The following is a 15,689-nucleotide window of genomic DNA, read 5'->3' as shown; positions in this document are numbered from 1 at the left end:
GACATGACGCACACCCCCATCACCAAGGTCCTGGTCGCCAACCGCGGCGAGATCGCCCGCCGGGTGTTCCACACCTGCCGAAAGCTCGGCATCGGCACCGTCGCGGTGTACACCGACCCCGACGCAGGCGCTCCGCACGTCGCCGAGGCCGACACCCGGGTCCGGCTCGATGACGTTCGCGGGTACCTGGACATCGACGCCATCCTGGCCGCCGCCCAGGCCTCCGGCGCGGACGCCATCCACCCCGGCTACGGATTCCTTTCCGAGAACGCCGATTTCGCGGGCGCCGTGCAGGCCGCGGGCTTGGTGTGGATCGGCCCGCCGGTCGCCGCGGTGACCGCGATGGGCTCCAAGATCGAATCCAAGAAGATGATGGCCGAGGCCGGGGTTCCGGTGCTCGCCGAACTCGACCCGGCAGGCGTCACCGACGCGGAACTGCCGGTGCTGGTGAAGGCCTCCGCCGGCGGCGGCGGCCGCGGCATGCGGGTGGTCACCGAGTTGGCCGCGCTGGCCGACGAGGTGGCCGCCGCCGGCCGGGAGGCCGCCTCCGCGTTCGGGGACCCGACGGTGTTCTGCGAGCGCTACCTGCCCACCGGGCACCACATTGAGGTGCAGGTGATGGCCGACGCGCACGGCACCGTCTGGGCCGTCGGAGAACGAGAATGCTCCATCCAGCGTCGGCACCAGAAGATCATCGAGGAAGCACCCGCGCCGCTGGTGCAACGCGTCGACGGAATGCGGGAGCGGTTGTTCACCGCCGCCCGGTTGGCGGCGGCCGCCATCGGCTACACCGGCGCGGGCACCGTGGAATTCCTCGCCGACGACAACGGCGACTTCTTCTTCCTGGAGATGAACACCCGCCTGCAGGTGGAGCATCCGGTCACCGAGGCCACCACTGGGCTGGATCTGGTGGAACTGCAGCTCCAGGTCGCCGAGGGCGCCGCACTGCCGGCCGAGCCGCCGGCCGCGCGCGGTCACTCCATCGAAGCGCGGCTCTACGCCGAGGACCCGTCCCGCAACTGGCAGCCGCAGGCTGGGTCCGTGCTGGACTTCCAGGTCCCCACGGCCACAACGGAGTTCGAGAACACCGGCCGCACCGAGGTGCGGCTGGACACCGGCATCGTCAGTGGCTCCGAGGTCTCCATCCACTACGACCCGATGCTGGCCAAGGTCATCTCGTATGCCCCCACCCGCCGGGCGGCGGCGGCGCTGCTGGCCGACGCGCTGGCACGCACCCGACTGCATGGCGTGCGGACCAACCGCGACCTGCTGGTGAACGTGCTGCGCCACCCGGCGTTCATCGCCGGCGCGACCGACACCGCGTTCTTCGACACGCACGGACTGGCCGGGCTGGCGTCGCCGCTGACCGACGACCGGGTGATCCGGGCCGCGGCGGTGGCCGCCACCATCGCCGAAGTCGAGCACAACCGCGCGACCGCCAGGGCGGTGCCCGGGATCCGGGCCGGGTGGCGCAACGTGGTCTCCACCGACCAGCGCAAGGCCTTCCGCTTGGCCGGCGTCGACGAGGACGCCGAGGACATCACGGTGGCCTACCGCTACACCCGCACCGAGATCGTGTTGCCCGATGACGAGGACCTGCGGGTGGTGTCCTCGACCCCGGACCGGGTGGTGTTGGCCGACGGGGCCCGCGAGACGAGTTATGACGTGGCCCGCCACGGCGACGCGGTGTTCGTCGACTCACCATGCGGCGGTGTGGAGTTCGCTCGCGTGCCCAGGTTCGTCGAACCCGGTTCGCAGCTGGCCAAGGGTTCACTGGTCGCCCCGATGCCCGGCCTGGTGATCCGCGTCGGCGCCGAGGTCGGCGACACCGTCACCGCCGGGCAGCCGCTGCTGTGGCTGGAGGCGATGAAGATGGAGCACACCCTGTCCGCGCCGAACGACGGTGTGCTGGCCGAACTCAATGTGACCGCAGGACAGCAGGTCGACGTCGGCGCCGTTCTGGCGCTCGTCGCCGACCCCGCAGACAACTGACCCGAACCCCAACCGAGGAGCACAGCCCATGACCGACACCGGATTCATCGAGAGCGAAGACCGCCGCGAATTGCGCAAGGCGGTCGCGGACTTCGCCGCCAGCTTCGGCCCCGAGTACTACCTGGAGAAGGCCCGCGCGGGCGAGCACACCACCGAACTGTGGAACGAAGCCGGCAAGCTGGGCTTCATCGGGGTGAACCTGCCCGAGGAGTACGGCGGCGGCGGCGCCGGCATGTACGAGCTGGCCATGGTGATGGAAGAAATGTCGGCGGCCGGCTGCGCGCTGCTGATGATGGTGGTCTCCCCCGCCATCAACGGCACCATCATCTCGAAGTTCGGCACCGACGATCAGAAGAAGCGCTGGATTCCCGGCATCGCCGACGGCTCGATCACCATGGCGTTCGCCATCACCGAGCCCGACGCCGGCTCCAACTCGCACAAGATCACCACCACCGCGCGCCGCGACGGCAGCGACTGGATCCTCAACGGCCAGAAGGTGTTCATCTCCGGCGTCGATCAGGCGCAGGCGATTCTGGTGGTGGGGCGCACCGAGGAAGCCAAGACCGGGAACCTCAAGCCCGCGCTGTTCGTCGTCCCCATCGACACCCCCGGTATGAGCTGGACCAAGATCGACATGGAGATCGTCAGCCCGGAGTCGCAGTTCCAGTTGTTCTTCGACGATGTGCGGTTGCCGGCCGACGCGCTGGTGGGCGCCGAGGACGCCGCGATCGCGCAGCTGTTCGCCGGGTTGAACCCGGAGCGGATCATGGGTTCGGCCAGCGCGGTCGGCATGGGCCGTTTCGCGATCGGCAAGGCGGCGGACTACATGAAGACCCGACAGGTGTGGAAGACGCCGATCGGCTCGCATCAGGGCCTGTCGCATCCACTGGCCGCCATCCACGTCGAGATCGAGATGGCCAAGCTGATGATGCAGAAGGCCGCCACGCTGTACGACGCGGGCAATGACTGGGGCGCCGCCGAGGCGGCGAACATGGCGAAGTACGCCGCCGGTGAGGCGTCGGTGCGGGCGGTGGACCAGGCCGTGCAGAGCCTCGGTGGCAACGGCCTGACCAAGGAGTACGGCATCGCCTCGGTGCTGACCGCGTCCCGGCTGGCGCGAATCGCGCCGGTCAGCCGCGAGATGATCCTTAACTTCGTCGCTCAGACCTCGCTGGGTCTGCCCCGGTCGTACTGATGTCGGATCCACTCGTCGAGTACCGCGTCGAGGGCCGGGCGGCGCGGCTGACGCTGAACTCCCCGCACAACCGCAATGCGCTGTCCACCCGTCTGGTGGCCGAATTGCACCAGGGGCTGCGCGACGCCGTCGCCGACCCGGACGTGCGGCTGGTGGTGCTGTCCCACACCGGCGGCACCTTCTGCGCCGGAGCGGATCTGTCGGAGGCCTCCGGCGGCTCGCCGGAGGAGATGGCCTCCGCCCGCGCCCTGGAGATGGCCGGGCTGCTGCGGGCGCTGGTGGCGTGCCCGTTACCGGTGATCGGGGTGATCGACGGGCACGTGCGCGCCGGTGGGATGGGTCTGGTCGGCGCGTGCGATCTGGTGCTGGCCGGTCCGCGGTCGACGTTCGCGCTGACCGAGGCGCGGATCGGGGTGGCGCCGGCGATCATCTCGCTGACGCTGCTGCCGAAAATGACCGCACGGTCGGCCGGGCGGTACTTCCTGACCGGGGAGACGTTCACCGCCGCGACGGCCCAGGAGATCGGGTTGATCACCCTGGCCGCCGAGACCGGCGAGGATTTGGACTCCGCGCTGATCGACCTGGTGGCCGATCTGAGCAAGGGTTCTCCGCAGGGATTGGCGGAGTCCAAGAAGCTCACGACGGCGGCGATCCTGGCCAGCTTCGACCGCGACGCCGAGGCGCTGGCCGCCACTTCGGCGCGGTTGTTCACCACCGCCGAAGCGCACGAGGGGATGCTGGCGTTTCTGCAGAAGCGCCCGCCCAGTTGGGCTGCTCCGGCGGATTGAGGTCACGACCCGGCCTCACCTATCGATGCTGACTAGGAGGTTGCGGCCGGTTCGTCGTAGGCTCGATGGTGATGTCTTCTCCAGCTCCCAGGGACGCGTTGTCGCGCGCGGACAACACCGACCGGATCCAGGTCGCGCAGTTGCTGACCGACGCCGCCGCCCAGGGCCGGTTGGACCTCAATGAGTACGAGTCGCGGCTGGCCCGCGCCTACTCGGCGAAGACGTATCACGAGCTGGATCGGTTGGCCTCGGACCTACCCGGCATCGCCACCACCCCGCGCGGCGCCTGCCGGGCGCTGCCCAAATCGTTGGTGTTGGGGATCCTGAGCAGCTTCGAGCGCCGCGGGCGCTGGAACGTCCCGCGCAAGCTGACACTGATCGCGCTGTGGGGCAACGGGGTGGTGGATCTGCGCTACGCCGATTTCACCTCCTCGGAAGTGGAGATCAAGGCGTACTCGATCATGGGCATTCAGTCTATCCTGGCCCCGCCGGAGATCAACGTCGTGGTCGAGGGCACCAAGCTGATGGGCAATATCGAGGACGCCGCCAGCGGTTCCGGCGCCTCGGGCGCCCCGGTCGTGACGGTGCGCTGCTTCGCGCTGTGGGGCGGGATTCACATCAAGCGCAAGAAGCGCAGGCCGCTGGCCATTCCGGCTGATTAAGAGCCGTCAACGTGCCTTCAGCGATTGGGCCTCAGCCCTGCCGCGCCGTCGCCACGAATACAAAACCGGGACAACGCACTTAGGCGTTGTCCCGGTTTCGTGGGACTGCGTTGAACTACTGCTATTCAGCGGGCTTCTTCTTCGTATCCCCGCTGTCGCTGCCGTTGTCGCGACCACCGGCGAGGTTCTTTACTGCGGTGGCGACCTTGTCGATGCCGTTCCTGATGTCCTTGCCGAGACGCTCGACCCTCTTGGTCACGAACTTGCCGCTTTCTTCGGCGGCGCCGACGACGTTGCCTTCGGACAGCTGGTCCCCGATCTTGCCAAGTTCAACCATCCGCTTGCTAAGGCTGCTGTCCTTGTCGGCGCCGATCAGCTTCTCAGCAAACTTCGACTTGCTTGATAGTTCGTCTCGCAGCTTGGCGAGCGGAGCAGACTTCTTCTGGTCGTCCTTGGTATCGGTGAGACCCTTAGTCGTTTCGTTGTCCTGAACAACGGCGGCCGTGAACGTTCCGGCCTCCTGCTGTTGGACCACAGTGGTCTCCTGATGGACAAACCGCGCGCCGGCAGGTGCAGGCTCCTCACTCTCGTCGCCACCCAGAAGGCCTCCGAACAGACCTCCGCCGCCCAGGATGTCTCCCAGTCCTCCACTGCCCAATTGATCGGTGAGAAGCCCAACCACCAACATGATGGGATTGGTCAGGCCCTCCCACAAGAGCGCCGTCCCCTCATCCCCCAGAGTCTGGCCTCCGATGAGCCCGATCAAGCCCTCGATGGGACTGTCAATGACGTCGAGGAGATCCTTTAGCGGGCCGATGTCCTCGGACCCGGTGGTCCATTCGGCGACCTGGTACAAGAGCGCTCTCAGCGTCGTGGTGCTGGGACCCGTAGTGAAGAAGTAGTCATCGACGACGAAATCCTTCCCGAGGACATCTCCGAGGGCATGATCGACCAAGTAGTACGCCGCGCCCCACGGACCGCTGGCGCTGTTCGTGTACTCCGCTGCGACGCCTCCACCCACAGTTTCAGCCTTGTTGCGCGTGGTGTAGATCTCACCGTCCGCGCCCTTGAACACGTCCCAATTCAGCCTGTCGTCGTAGGGCATCGAATCGGGATCGGTGTACTGCCCGCTGTGAGAACCGAACGTGGAGAAGATGGTCAGCGCCTGCAGCGGATCGATGTCCTGAATGCCCGTCAGCTGGTAGTCGGCCGACACACTGGCCATCGGCACGACGGCATCGGAGTTCGGCGTCTGGGTCAGCGCTGTGCCAGCAGCAACCAGACCCGCCGCGCCAACAGCGGCAACACCGCTGGTCAAGGTACGTTTCATCGCCATCGGGATATCCCCCCATTTTATGTCCCCCGACCCGCACCCAAATGGCTGCGAATCCGCTGAGATCAACCTGAGACAATCTTAGGTACCGAGACCGACATCACGCAATCAACACCTCGGTTTGATCAACAACCCCCTCCTGCCACGGCAGGTCATTAGGGTTCGGCTCGACACCTGTCATCGACCGTTCAGGGAGCGCCATGGCCACCGAGATCCGCAACGTCACCGTCATGGGCTGCGGGGTGCTCGGCGCCCAGATCGCCTTCCAAGCCGCGTACAAGAGGTTCCCGGTCACCGCCTACGACATCAACAACGACGCGCTGGTCGCCGCCCGCGGGCGTTTCGAACGGCTGGCGGCCAACTACGTCAAGAACGTCGACGGCGCGGACGAGCACAACACCCGGGCCGCGCTGGACCGACTCACTCTGACCACCGATCTGGCCGCGGCCGTCGCCGACGCCGACCTGGTGATCGAGGCGATCCCGGAGATCCTGGCGCTCAAGCAGGAGACCTACCAGAAGCTGGCGGACATCGCGCCAGCGAAGACCATCTTCGCCAGCAACTCCTCCACCCTGCTCCCGAGTGATCTGGTCACATACACCGGCCGGCCGGACCGGTTCCTGAACCTGCACTTCGCCAACATGATCTGGCTGCACAACACCGCCGAGGTGATGGGCCACCCCGACACCGACCCGAAGGTGTACGCCGAAGTCGTCGAATTCGCCCGCGCCATCGGCATGGTGCCGATCGAACTGCACAAGGAGAAGGCCGGCTACGTGCTGAACTCGCTGCTGGTCCCGTTCCTGCGCGCGGGAATGGAACTGGTCGCCGGCGGCTACGCCGACCCCGGCGATGTGGACAACACCTGGCGGATCGGCACCGGCGCGCCGGCCGGGCCGTGCCAGATCTGGGACGTCGTCGGGATGCGCACCGGCTACAACATCATGAGCCACGGCGACGAGGAGGAACGCAAGCTCGCCGCCTGGCTCAAGGAGAACTACATCGACAAGGGCAAGCTCGGCCTGGAATCGGGCGAGGGTTTCTACAAATACGTCTAATCCTCACTTGTGGCGCGACACAACAGGACTCGTCAATATCTCGCGTCACGCACAAGCTGGCGATGAACCCGGGCAGCGGAGCACCGGATCTCGCTACCGTCCGATCCGCCACGACCGAGGAGCGCCCATGTACTACAGCAACGGAAACTACGAAGCCTTCGCCCGCCCCCGCAAACCCGCCGGAGTCGATGACAAGACGGCATGGCTCGTCGGCGCCGGACTGGCCTCGATGTCGGCCGCCGCCTTCATGATTCGCGACGGCCAGATGCCCACCTCGACGGCAAGTTCACCCTCACCCAGACCGCGCAGAAAGAACTCGTGCACGTCTTCCTGGCCACCCGGGCTGAGATGGAGAACAAGCGCATCAACGAGGTGTTCGGCGAGGAGTTCCTGGCCAGCAACTTCTGGCTGTACTGGCGCACCATGTTCGCCTTCGAGGAGTGGCACAGCGCGCTGGAGATGAAGCTCTACCTGCACCGGTTCATCCACCACATCGGCGGGCTGCCGGACTTCTCGGCGCTGAAGTTCACCAAGTACAACCAGTACGAGTCGCTGGTGCTGCCGCTGTACCGCTGGCTGCTGGGCCAGGGCGTGACCTTCAAGTTCGGCACGCAGGTCACCGACATCGACTTCGACATCACCGCGGATCGCAAGCAAGCCACCAGGATTCACTGGATCAGCGGCGGCGAGCCCGGCGGTGTGGACCTCGGGCCCGACGACCTGGTGCTGGCCACCATCGGCTCACTGACCGAAAACTCCGACGAAGGGGACCACCACACGCCGGCCAAACTGAACACCGGGCCCGCTCCAGCTTGGGATCTGTGGCGGCGCGTCGCCGCGAAGGACCCGTCGTTCGGGCGCCCCGACGTGTTCGGCGGCGACATTCCCAAGACCAAGTGGGAGTCGTGCACCGTCACCACCCTGGACAAGCGGATCCCGGAGCACATCCAGCGGATCTGCAAACGGGACCTGTTCAGCGGCAAGGTCGTCACCGGCGGCATTGTGACGGTGAAGGACTCCAAGTGGTTGATGAGCTGGACGGTCAATCGTCAGCCGCACTTCAAGCAGCAGCCCAAGGACCAGATCGTGGTGTGGGTGTACGCGTTGTTCGTCGACACCCCAGGTGATTTCGTGGAAAAGCCGATGCAGGACTGCACCGGTGAGGAGATCACCAAGGAGTGGCTCTACCACCTCGGGGTGACCGAGGCCGACATCCCCGAACTGGCGGCAAACGCGGCCAAAGCGGTGCCGGTGATGATGCCCTACGTCACGTCGTTCTTCATGCCGCGGCAAGCCGGCGACCGCCCCGACGTCGTGCCCGAGGGCGCGGTGAACTTCGCGTTCATCGGGCAGTTCGCCGAGACCACCCGCGACTGCATCTTCACCACCGAGTACTCGGTGCGCACCGGCATGGAGGCCGCCTACCGGCTGCTCGGCATCGAACGCGGCGTGCCTGAGGTGTTCGGCTCCACCTTCGACGTGCGCGAGCTCGTCAAGGCCACCGTGTACCTGCGGGACAAGGAAGAGGTCGACCTGCCGGTGCCGGAGATCATCCGCAAGCGGCTGGTCGGCAAGCTCACCGACAACGAGATCGGCGAGCTGCTGGTGGAGTACGGGCTGATCAAGGACTGACCTTGAGCCCTGTTCGGCCCCTTCGGACCGGCGTAGCATCGGTTTCACCTCGCCAGGTCGAAGGGAGTCGACCGTGCATACGCTGTGGATCGAGCAGTGCGTCGTCCAGCGGATCGGCCTGCGCGACGGACTCGTGCTCAATTTCAACGACAACAACGAACTCGTCATCGCGACGCCCATGCGGCTCACCTCCCCACCGGTGGAACCCCACCCCGAGGAACAGGTCCTCGTCGACCCGAAGCACTTCCACGATTACGAGGTGCCGTTGCTGAACTTCAGCGGCGCGGCGGTCACCGAGGCGTGCTGCGAAGAGAACGGCGCCCTGCGCGTCAGCTTCTCCCACGGGCACCGCATCGACGTCGACCCCGATGAGAATGAGACCGCGTGGGAGCTTTACGGCCGGCGACACGGATACATGGCCTGCCTGCCCCCGGGTCGGGTGCGCGTCGTGCGCCATGACCTGCCCGACGACGAGTTGGACCGCGCTTCGAAATGACGCCGATACCTGTCCCGGCGTCATGCGAGACTGATCCCATGTTGCGAACCATGGTGGCCGGACTGGCCATTGCCTCCGTCGGGCTGGTCGGATGTTCGAAGCAGTCCGAGGAGCCGGCAGCCGCGCCCGAATCCTCAAGCGTCAGCGACGAGCAGCAGATCCGGGACGTAACCGACCAGATGCTGTTGGCCACCGCCAGCTACGACCGTTCCGCGATGGCGGCGCTGACCTGCTCGAAGAACCGCGAAGAGGTCGCCTCCAAGCCGACGAAGGCCCCGCAGGTCGCCGAGATCGGAACCCCCGCGGAGAACGCCGCCCTGGATCGGGCGACTGTGGCGGCGAAGTTCCAGCGGGACTACCCGAAGGCCAGCGAAACCGCCGTGAACGCCGCCGCCGACGCGCTGCTCGCCAGCGACCAGGCCGCGATGGACAAAGCGTTCCAGCAGATCTACGCGGACTCCACCACCATGACGCTGGAACAGATCGAGAACATCGCCGTCGACGGCGACACCGCGACGGCCGACGTCACCGTTGTCAACCAGGTGGGCGACGACGCGCCGAAGACCTTCTCCAACAAGGCCACCTACGTCCGCGAGGACGGAAAGTGGCTGGACTGCTCGGACTGATCACGCGCGCTTGCGGCGGGAGCGCAGGTAGTCCCCCACCACCGCGGCGCCCAGGCCGTCCAGGTCAGGATCGACGACCCGCCCGCCGACCCGGCGGGCGATCTGGTCGATGAACCTCGCCAATCCAGGATCGTCGCCGAGCCGGAAGATGGTGATCTGCGTTCCCAGCCGGGCGACGTCGTCGAGCGCCTTGACCGTCAGCGCGATGGTCCGGGGGTGCGGCGGGTAATCGAAGTACGATTCGGCGCCGTCGCCGAAGTCCTCCAGGTGCGCAGTCGGCTCCCCGTCGGTCACCACCAGCAACACCGGCTGGGCGTTCGGGTGCCTGCGCAGATGCCTGGCGGCCAGCAACAGCGCGTGATGCAGGTTGGTTCCCTGGGCGTGGGCGCCTTCGAGCGCGGTCAGCTCGGCGGCCGACAGTTCCCGGGCATGCCGCCCGAACCCGATGATCTGCAGCTCGTCGGAGCGGAAGCGGGTGCCGATCAGGTGATTGAGCGCCAGCGCGGTGCGTTTCATCGGCAGCCAGCGGTTCTCCATCACCATCGAGAACGAGGTGTCCACCAGCAGCGCGACCGCGGCCTGGGTGCGGGTCTCGGTCTCGGAGACCTCGACGTCCTCGACGGTGACGCGCAGCGGACCCGGCTCACCGGATCCGGCCTGGCGCAGCACCGTGTTGGTCAGCGTTCGGGTGACGTTCCACGGTTCGGTGTCGCCGAACTCCCACGCTCTGGTGGCGCCGGTCAACTCACCGGCCGCGCCGGCGCGCCGGGTCTGCCGCTCACCGTGGCGGCCGGAAAGCTGTTGTGCCACATCGCGTAATGCGGCTTTGCCCAGTTGGCGCATCGCTTTCGGGGACAGCCGCCAATTGCCGTCGGCGCCGCGGTCCAGGAAGCCCTGATCTGCCAGGGCGCGCTCCAGTTCGGCCAGCTGGCGGGCGCTGACAGCGGCGTCCTCGCCGAGTTGTCGGGCCAGCAGGTCCAGGTCGATGTCGTCCATGCTGGCCCCGGCATAGCCCTGGGACAGTTGTTCGGCGAGCTGCTCGAGTTCGCCGATATCCTCCATCATCCGGGTCGCCTCGCCCATGCCGAGCGGGTTGTCCCCGGAGAACTGCTGCTCACCGGACCAGTCCTCACCGGGGCGGGCGGCCTGCAGGTGCGCGTCGAGATGGTCCAGCGCCGACATCAGCTCCGGGGAGCCGAACGCCTGCTGCGCCAGCGCGTCGAGTTCGGCGCGTTGCTCGGCCGAAAGGCTGTTGCGGAACCGCTGGGCTGCCGCGGCGCGACGGGCAAGCGAGTCCAGCAGTTCGTCGATGTTCGACGGCTTCTCCGGGAAGTGCCGGCCGTGTTTGGCCATGAACTCGTCGAAGTCCGCCTGGGTGTCCTCGCCGCGGGAATGCCTGTCCAGCAACGCGTTCAGGTCATTGACCATCTCGGTGACCGCTTGGCGGTCTTCGTCGGTGGCCCCCTGCAGGGCGTCCTTCATACCCTCGAAACGCTGGTCCAGCACCTCCGCGCCGAGCAGGTCCTTGATCTGCTGGTACTTGTCGCGGCCGTCCACGCTGCGCCAGTTGTATTCGGAGAGTTCGGACACCGCCTTGGCCGGCGAGTTGGGCAGCGCCTCCAGCATCAGCTCGCCGAAGCGGGCGTCGTCGTCCAATGCGCGGGCGAGTTCCTTGCGTTCGGCCAGCACCGCCTCGTCGAGCAGCCGCTTGACCTCGGCCAGGGTGCCGTCAAGGTTGTTCTCCCGCAGCAGTTCTCGGCGCTTGCGGTTCGCGGCGGCGGCCAGCCCGTCGGCGCCGGTCATGCCCTTCATGCCGCGGCGCAGCAGTTCGCGCAGCGCCCGCCGCGGTGACGCGCCCGCCATCACGTCCTCGCCGATGCGCTCCAGCGCGTCGCGCAGGTCGATCGGCGGGGCCAGTGGGTCGGGGCCGCCGGTGTAGGGGGAGTAGCGCGTTCTAGCCATAGACCACTTCGCCGTCCTCGGAGGACTTGTCGATGCGTTTGGCCAGGTACAGCGCCTCCAGCGCCAATTCTATTGCGGCGGCGCGCTGCCCGTCGTTCTGGGCGTCCACCCGGTCGGCGATCTCGTCGAGCACCGACAGTTCCGGCAGCGCCTCCAGCACCTCGGCGGCCGACACCCGCTCACCGGTGGTGACCGGCGCGCCGTCGTCGATGGCGGCGACCAGCGGCGCGACGTCGATGCCGCCGATCACCCGGGCGGCGGTGTCGGCGGTGGCGCGGCGCAGCAGGTGCTCCAGCACGGCCTGCTCGCGGCCCTCCTCCCCCGACTCGAACTCCAGCTTGCCGCGCAGCACGTCGATGATCGCGCCGAGGTCCACCACCCGCGCGACAGGCTCCGCCTCGCCGAGCAACGCGCCGCGCCGGCGCGCCGAAGCGGCGGCCGTCTCGGCGGCGGCGATGGCGAACCGCGCCGAGACCCCGGACCGCTGGTCCACCGAGGTGGATTCGCGCAGCAGCCGGGTGAACCGGGCGATCACGGCGAGCAGGTACGGCGGGACCTCCGCGCTCAGCTGCGCTTCCTGGGCGATGACATCGACCTCGGCGGCCAGCTCACGCGGATAGTGGGTGCGGATCTCCGCGCCGAAGCGGTCCTTGAGCGGGGTGATGATGCGGCCGCGGTTGGTGTAGTCCTCCGGGTTGGCGCTGGCCACCACCAGCACGTCCAGAGGCAGCCGCAGCGTGTAGCCGCGGACCTGGATGTCGCGCTCCTCCATCACGTTGAGCATGGCGACCTGGATCCGCTCGGCCAGGTCCGGGAGTTCGTTCACGGCGACGATGCCGCGGTGCGCGCGCGGGATCAATCCGTAGGCGATGGTCTCCGGGTCGCCGAGGCTGCGACCCTCGGCCACCTTGATCGGGTCGATGTCGCCGACGAGGTCGGCGACGCTGGTGTCCGGGGTGGCCAGCTTCTCGGTGTAGCGCTCGCTGCGGTGTCGCCACTCCACCGGCAGGTCATCACCAGATTCTCTTGCCCGCCGGATGGATTCGGGGGTGATCGGGTGGTACGGATGCTCACCGAGCTCCGAGCCGGCGATCACCGGGGTCCATTCGTCGAGCAGGTTGGCCAGCGAACGCAGCAGTCGGGTCTTGCCCTGGCCGCGTTCGCCGAGCAGCACCACGTCGTGGCCGGCGATCAGCGCCCGCTCCAGCTGCGGCAGCACCGTGTCGTCGAAGCCGTGGATGCCGGGCCAGATGGTTTCGGCGGTGTCTCCGGCGGCCAGCGCCACCAGCAGGTTGTCACCGATCTCCTGCTTGACGCCTTTGGCCCGGTGCCCGGAGGCGCGGAGTTCGCCGACGGTGCGGGGCAGGTCGGCGGGTGCGGTGGTGGGTGCGGTGGTGGGTGCGCTCACACCTCCACGTTAGGTCACGTAGTCGTCGTGCACCGAGGGCCAGGGTTCGGGCAGGTCGGTGCGCCCGAGCATCTCCAGCAGGTTGATCTCGATGGTGCGGCTGATCTGGTCCAGCGGGGTGCCGAAGATGGTGGGTTCGAACGGATTCAGCAGGGTCATCCCGATGCCCTGGCTCACCAGGAAGACGTAGCCGACCGCGAAGGCCAGCACGATCCCCAGCACTCCGACCGCGGTCGAGAGCACCACGGTGAGGCTGGCGATGAAGATCCACACGAACAGCCGGGTGTAGTAGTTATAGGTCGGCGGGAAGACCGTGTTGCGGATCCGCTCCGCCTTGCCCATCTCGTCGCACAGCTTGACGATCCGCTCGTTGAATTCGATGAACCGGAAGCCGTCGACGTTGCCGCCGGCCCGCAGCCGCTCCAAATCCCTGCTGTGCCAGTCCAGGAGCGCGTTGTGCTTGTTCTTCTTGTCGGCCAGTTCGGCGTACTCGTCGTCGGTCAGATACTTGACGACGTCCTGCTTGAGCTTCGCGTCCGACGCGCCGCGCAGGGTGTCCTTCAATGCGTAGACGAACGCGATCTGGCGCAGCACCATTCGTTCGGCGACCGCGCGCTCGCCGTCGATGTTGTTCAAGCAGTTCCGCGCCCAGGAGCGGGATTCGTTGGTGATGGCGCCCCACACCACCCGCGCCTCCCACCAACGGTCATAGGCCTGACTGTTGGAGAAGCCGATGAAGAAGGCCAGCGCGGTGCCCAGCAGGGTGGGGACCACCGTCGGGAACTCGAACTCACTGTTGGCCAGGTACTTGTCGGCGAAGAACGTCCCGACGGTGATGCCCGCCGCGAGCAGCAACTCGTGCCAGGTGCGCCCGACGATCATCTTCACCGGGATGCGTTTCCTGATCAGCATCGGCGTCTCCCAATCCCGCGGCAGCGGCCCCTAGTGCGCGAAGTGCCGCGCTCCGGTGAGGTACAGCGTGATGCCGGCGTTCGCGGCGGCCGCGGTCACTTCGTCGTCACGCACCGATCCGCCCGGATGGACGACCGCTTTCACGCCCGCGGCGATCAGGGTCTCCAGCCCGTCCGGGAAGGGGAAGAACGCGTCCGACGCGCCGACCGCCCCCTGGGTGCGCTCGCCGGCGCGCTCCACCGCCAGCCGGGCCGCGTCGACCCGGTTGACCTGGCCCATCCCGACGCCGACGGTGGCCCCGTCGGCGGCGATGACGATCGCGTTGGACTTCACCGCGCGGCAGGACCGCCAAGCGAACACCAGGTCGGCGAGGGTGGCCGGATCGGCGGGGTCGCCGGTGGCCAGCGTCCAGTTGTTCGGGTCATCGCCGTCGGCGCCGAACTCGTCGCGGGTCTGCACCAGCAGGCCGCCACTGATCTGACGGAACTCCGCGCCGCCGGGCTGCGGCTCGGCGGCCACCAGGATGCGAATGTTCTTCTTGCGGGCCAGAATCTCCACCGCCCCGTCCTCATAGGCGGGGGCGACGATCACCTCGGTGAAGATGTCCGCGACCGTCTCCGCCATCTCGACGCTGACCGTGGTGTTGGTGGCGATCACACCGCCGAAGGCGCTCAGCGGGTCACACGCGTGCGCCTTGCGGTGCGCGTCGGCCACCGACGTCGTCGAGACCGCGATGCCGCACGGGTTCGCGTGCTTGATGATCGCCACGCAGGTCTCTTCGTGGTCGAACGCCGCCCGCCAGGCCGCGTCGGCGTCGGTGAAGTTGTTGTAGGACATCTCTTTTCCGTGCAGCTGCTGGGCCTGCGCCAGTCCCGGCCAGCCGACGTTGTCGACATACAGCGCGGCCTGCTGGTGCGGGTTCTCCCCGTAGCGCAGCACCGCGGAACGCTTCCACGCCCCGGCCACCCACTGCGGCAGGGTCTTGTGGTCGCCGTCCTCGGGTGACAGCGTCTCACCCATCCAGGACGCGACGGCGACGTCGTACTCGGCGGTGTGCCGGAATGCCAGCGAGGCAAGGCGTTTGCGCTCCTCGAGGGTGAAGCCGCCGGAGCGCACCGCGGCCAGCACCCCGTCGTAGCCGAGCGGGTCGACGACCACGGCGACACTGGGATGGTTCTTGGCGGCGGCGCGCACCATCGACGGTCCGCCGATGTCGATCTGCTCGACGCACTCGTCCTCGGACGCGCCGGACTCGACGGTCTGGGAGAACGGGTACAAGTTGACGACCACCAGGTCGAAGCCCTCGATGCCGAGTTCAGCCAGCGCCGCGACGTGCTCAGCCTTGCGGGTGTCGGCCAGCAGCCCGGCGTGCACCTTGGGGTGCAGCGTCTTGACCCGGCCGTCGAGCACCTCCGGGAAGCCGGTGACATCCTCGACCGGCGTCACCGGAACACCGGCGGCGGCAATGGTTTTCGCGGTCGAGCCGGTGGAGACGATGGTCACGCCGGCCTCGTGCAGGCCGCGGGCAAGATCTGCCAGGCCGGTCTTGTCGTACACGCTGATCAGGGCACGCCGGATCTGTCGTTTCGCGCTCATCGGGTTCTCCTCACTCGGCCTTCACTGAC

12 protein-coding genes and 1 pseudogene are annotated in these 15,689 nt (G+C 67.5%); 8 read left to right on the top strand and 5 right to left on the bottom strand.

Features of this window, described 5'->3' with window-relative positions; translation table 11 throughout:
- Positions 1 to 3: 3 nt before the first annotated feature.
- The 4 genes from L2Z93_RS03435 (at position 4) to L2Z93_RS03420 (ending at position 4,637) form a co-directional block, all read left to right on the top strand.
- Positions 4 to 1,992, top strand: coding sequence for an acetyl/propionyl/methylcrotonyl-CoA carboxylase subunit alpha (locus L2Z93_RS03435; RefSeq protein ID WP_090589141.1), 1,989 nt, complete (start codon positions 4 to 6; stop codon positions 1,990 to 1,992).
- 28 nt (positions 1,993 to 2,020) lie between these two features.
- A complete protein-coding gene (locus tag L2Z93_RS03430; protein ID WP_090589140.1) occupies positions 2,021 to 3,187 on the top strand; it encodes an acyl-CoA dehydrogenase family protein in 1,167 nt (388 codons plus the stop codon).
- Positions 3,187 to 3,975: an enoyl-CoA hydratase family protein gene (locus tag L2Z93_RS03425; protein WP_090589139.1), complete on the top strand. Its 789-nt coding sequence runs from the start codon at positions 3,187 to 3,189 to the stop codon at positions 3,973 to 3,975. The genes L2Z93_RS03430 and L2Z93_RS03425 overlap by 1 nt, the downstream gene beginning before the upstream one ends.
- Before the next feature lie 71 nt (positions 3,976 to 4,046).
- Positions 4,047 to 4,637 (top strand): DUF1707 SHOCT-like domain-containing protein, encoded by a 591-nt coding sequence (locus L2Z93_RS03420; RefSeq protein WP_090589341.1) that lies wholly within the window; start codon positions 4,047 to 4,049, stop codon positions 4,635 to 4,637.
- A 121-nt stretch (positions 4,638 to 4,758) separates the two neighbouring features.
- Here the strand turns inward: L2Z93_RS03420 and L2Z93_RS03415 are convergent, their stop codons facing one another.
- Entirely contained in the window at positions 4,759 to 5,973 is a 1,215-nt protein-coding gene (locus L2Z93_RS03415) for a hypothetical protein (protein WP_128111796.1), read from the bottom strand.
- Positions 5,974 to 6,170: 197 nt separating this feature from the next.
- On the opposite strand from L2Z93_RS03415, the gene L2Z93_RS03410 reads away from it, so the two are divergent.
- The 4 genes and pseudogenes from L2Z93_RS03410 (at position 6,171) to L2Z93_RS03395 (ending at position 9,782) form a co-directional block, all read left to right on the top strand.
- Positions 6,171 to 7,028, top strand: coding sequence for a 3-hydroxyacyl-CoA dehydrogenase (locus tag L2Z93_RS03410; RefSeq protein ID WP_090589137.1), 858 nt, complete (start codon positions 6,171 to 6,173; stop codon positions 7,026 to 7,028).
- A gap of 127 nt (positions 7,029 to 7,155) precedes the next feature.
- Positions 7,156 to 8,660 (top strand): annotated as a pseudogene (locus L2Z93_RS03405) (oleate hydratase).
- A gap of 73 nt (positions 8,661 to 8,733) precedes the next feature.
- Positions 8,734 to 9,156, top strand: coding sequence for a DUF6188 family protein (locus tag L2Z93_RS03400; protein WP_090589136.1), 423 nt, complete (start codon positions 8,734 to 8,736; stop codon positions 9,154 to 9,156).
- 38 nt (positions 9,157 to 9,194) lie between these two features.
- Positions 9,195 to 9,782: a nuclear transport factor 2 family protein gene (locus tag L2Z93_RS03395; RefSeq protein ID WP_090589135.1), complete on the top strand. Its 588-nt coding sequence runs from the start codon at positions 9,195 to 9,197 to the stop codon at positions 9,780 to 9,782.
- On the opposite strand, the gene L2Z93_RS03390 is transcribed toward L2Z93_RS03395, so the two are convergent.
- Genes L2Z93_RS03390 through purH form a run of 4 tightly spaced genes read right to left on the bottom strand, consistent with a single transcriptional unit; the run spans position 9,783 to position 15,660 of the window.
- Complete coding sequence (locus tag L2Z93_RS03390) at positions 9,783 to 11,744, bottom strand: vWA domain-containing protein (protein ID WP_090589134.1); 1,962 nt, start codon at positions 11,742 to 11,744, stop codon at positions 9,783 to 9,785. It lies immediately after the preceding gene.
- Positions 11,737 to 13,152 carry a sigma 54-interacting transcriptional regulator gene (locus L2Z93_RS03385; protein ID WP_090589133.1) on the bottom strand — a complete coding sequence of 472 codons (1,416 nt, stop codon included), beginning with the start codon at positions 13,150 to 13,152 and terminating at the stop codon, positions 11,737 to 11,739. Before L2Z93_RS03385 ends, L2Z93_RS03390 begins: the two co-directional genes overlap by 8 nt.
- Positions 13,153 to 13,161: 9 nt before the next feature.
- Positions 13,162 to 14,064, bottom strand: coding sequence for a bestrophin family protein (locus tag L2Z93_RS03380; protein WP_234786148.1), 903 nt, complete (start codon positions 14,062 to 14,064; stop codon positions 13,162 to 13,164).
- A gap of 30 nt (positions 14,065 to 14,094) precedes the next feature.
- Positions 14,095 to 15,660: a bifunctional phosphoribosylaminoimidazolecarboxamide formyltransferase/IMP cyclohydrolase gene (gene purH / locus L2Z93_RS03375; protein ID WP_090589132.1), complete on the bottom strand. Its 1,566-nt coding sequence runs from the start codon at positions 15,658 to 15,660 to the stop codon at positions 14,095 to 14,097.
- Positions 15,661 to 15,689 lie beyond the last annotated feature (29 nt).

The organism is Mycolicibacterium brumae (assembly GCF_025215495.1).
GTDB lineage: Bacteria > Actinomycetota > Actinomycetes > Mycobacteriales > Mycobacteriaceae > Mycobacterium > Mycobacterium brumae.
The sequence above is the reverse complement of the archived record's forward strand: the minus strand, read 5'-3'. Positions and strand labels throughout refer to the sequence as shown.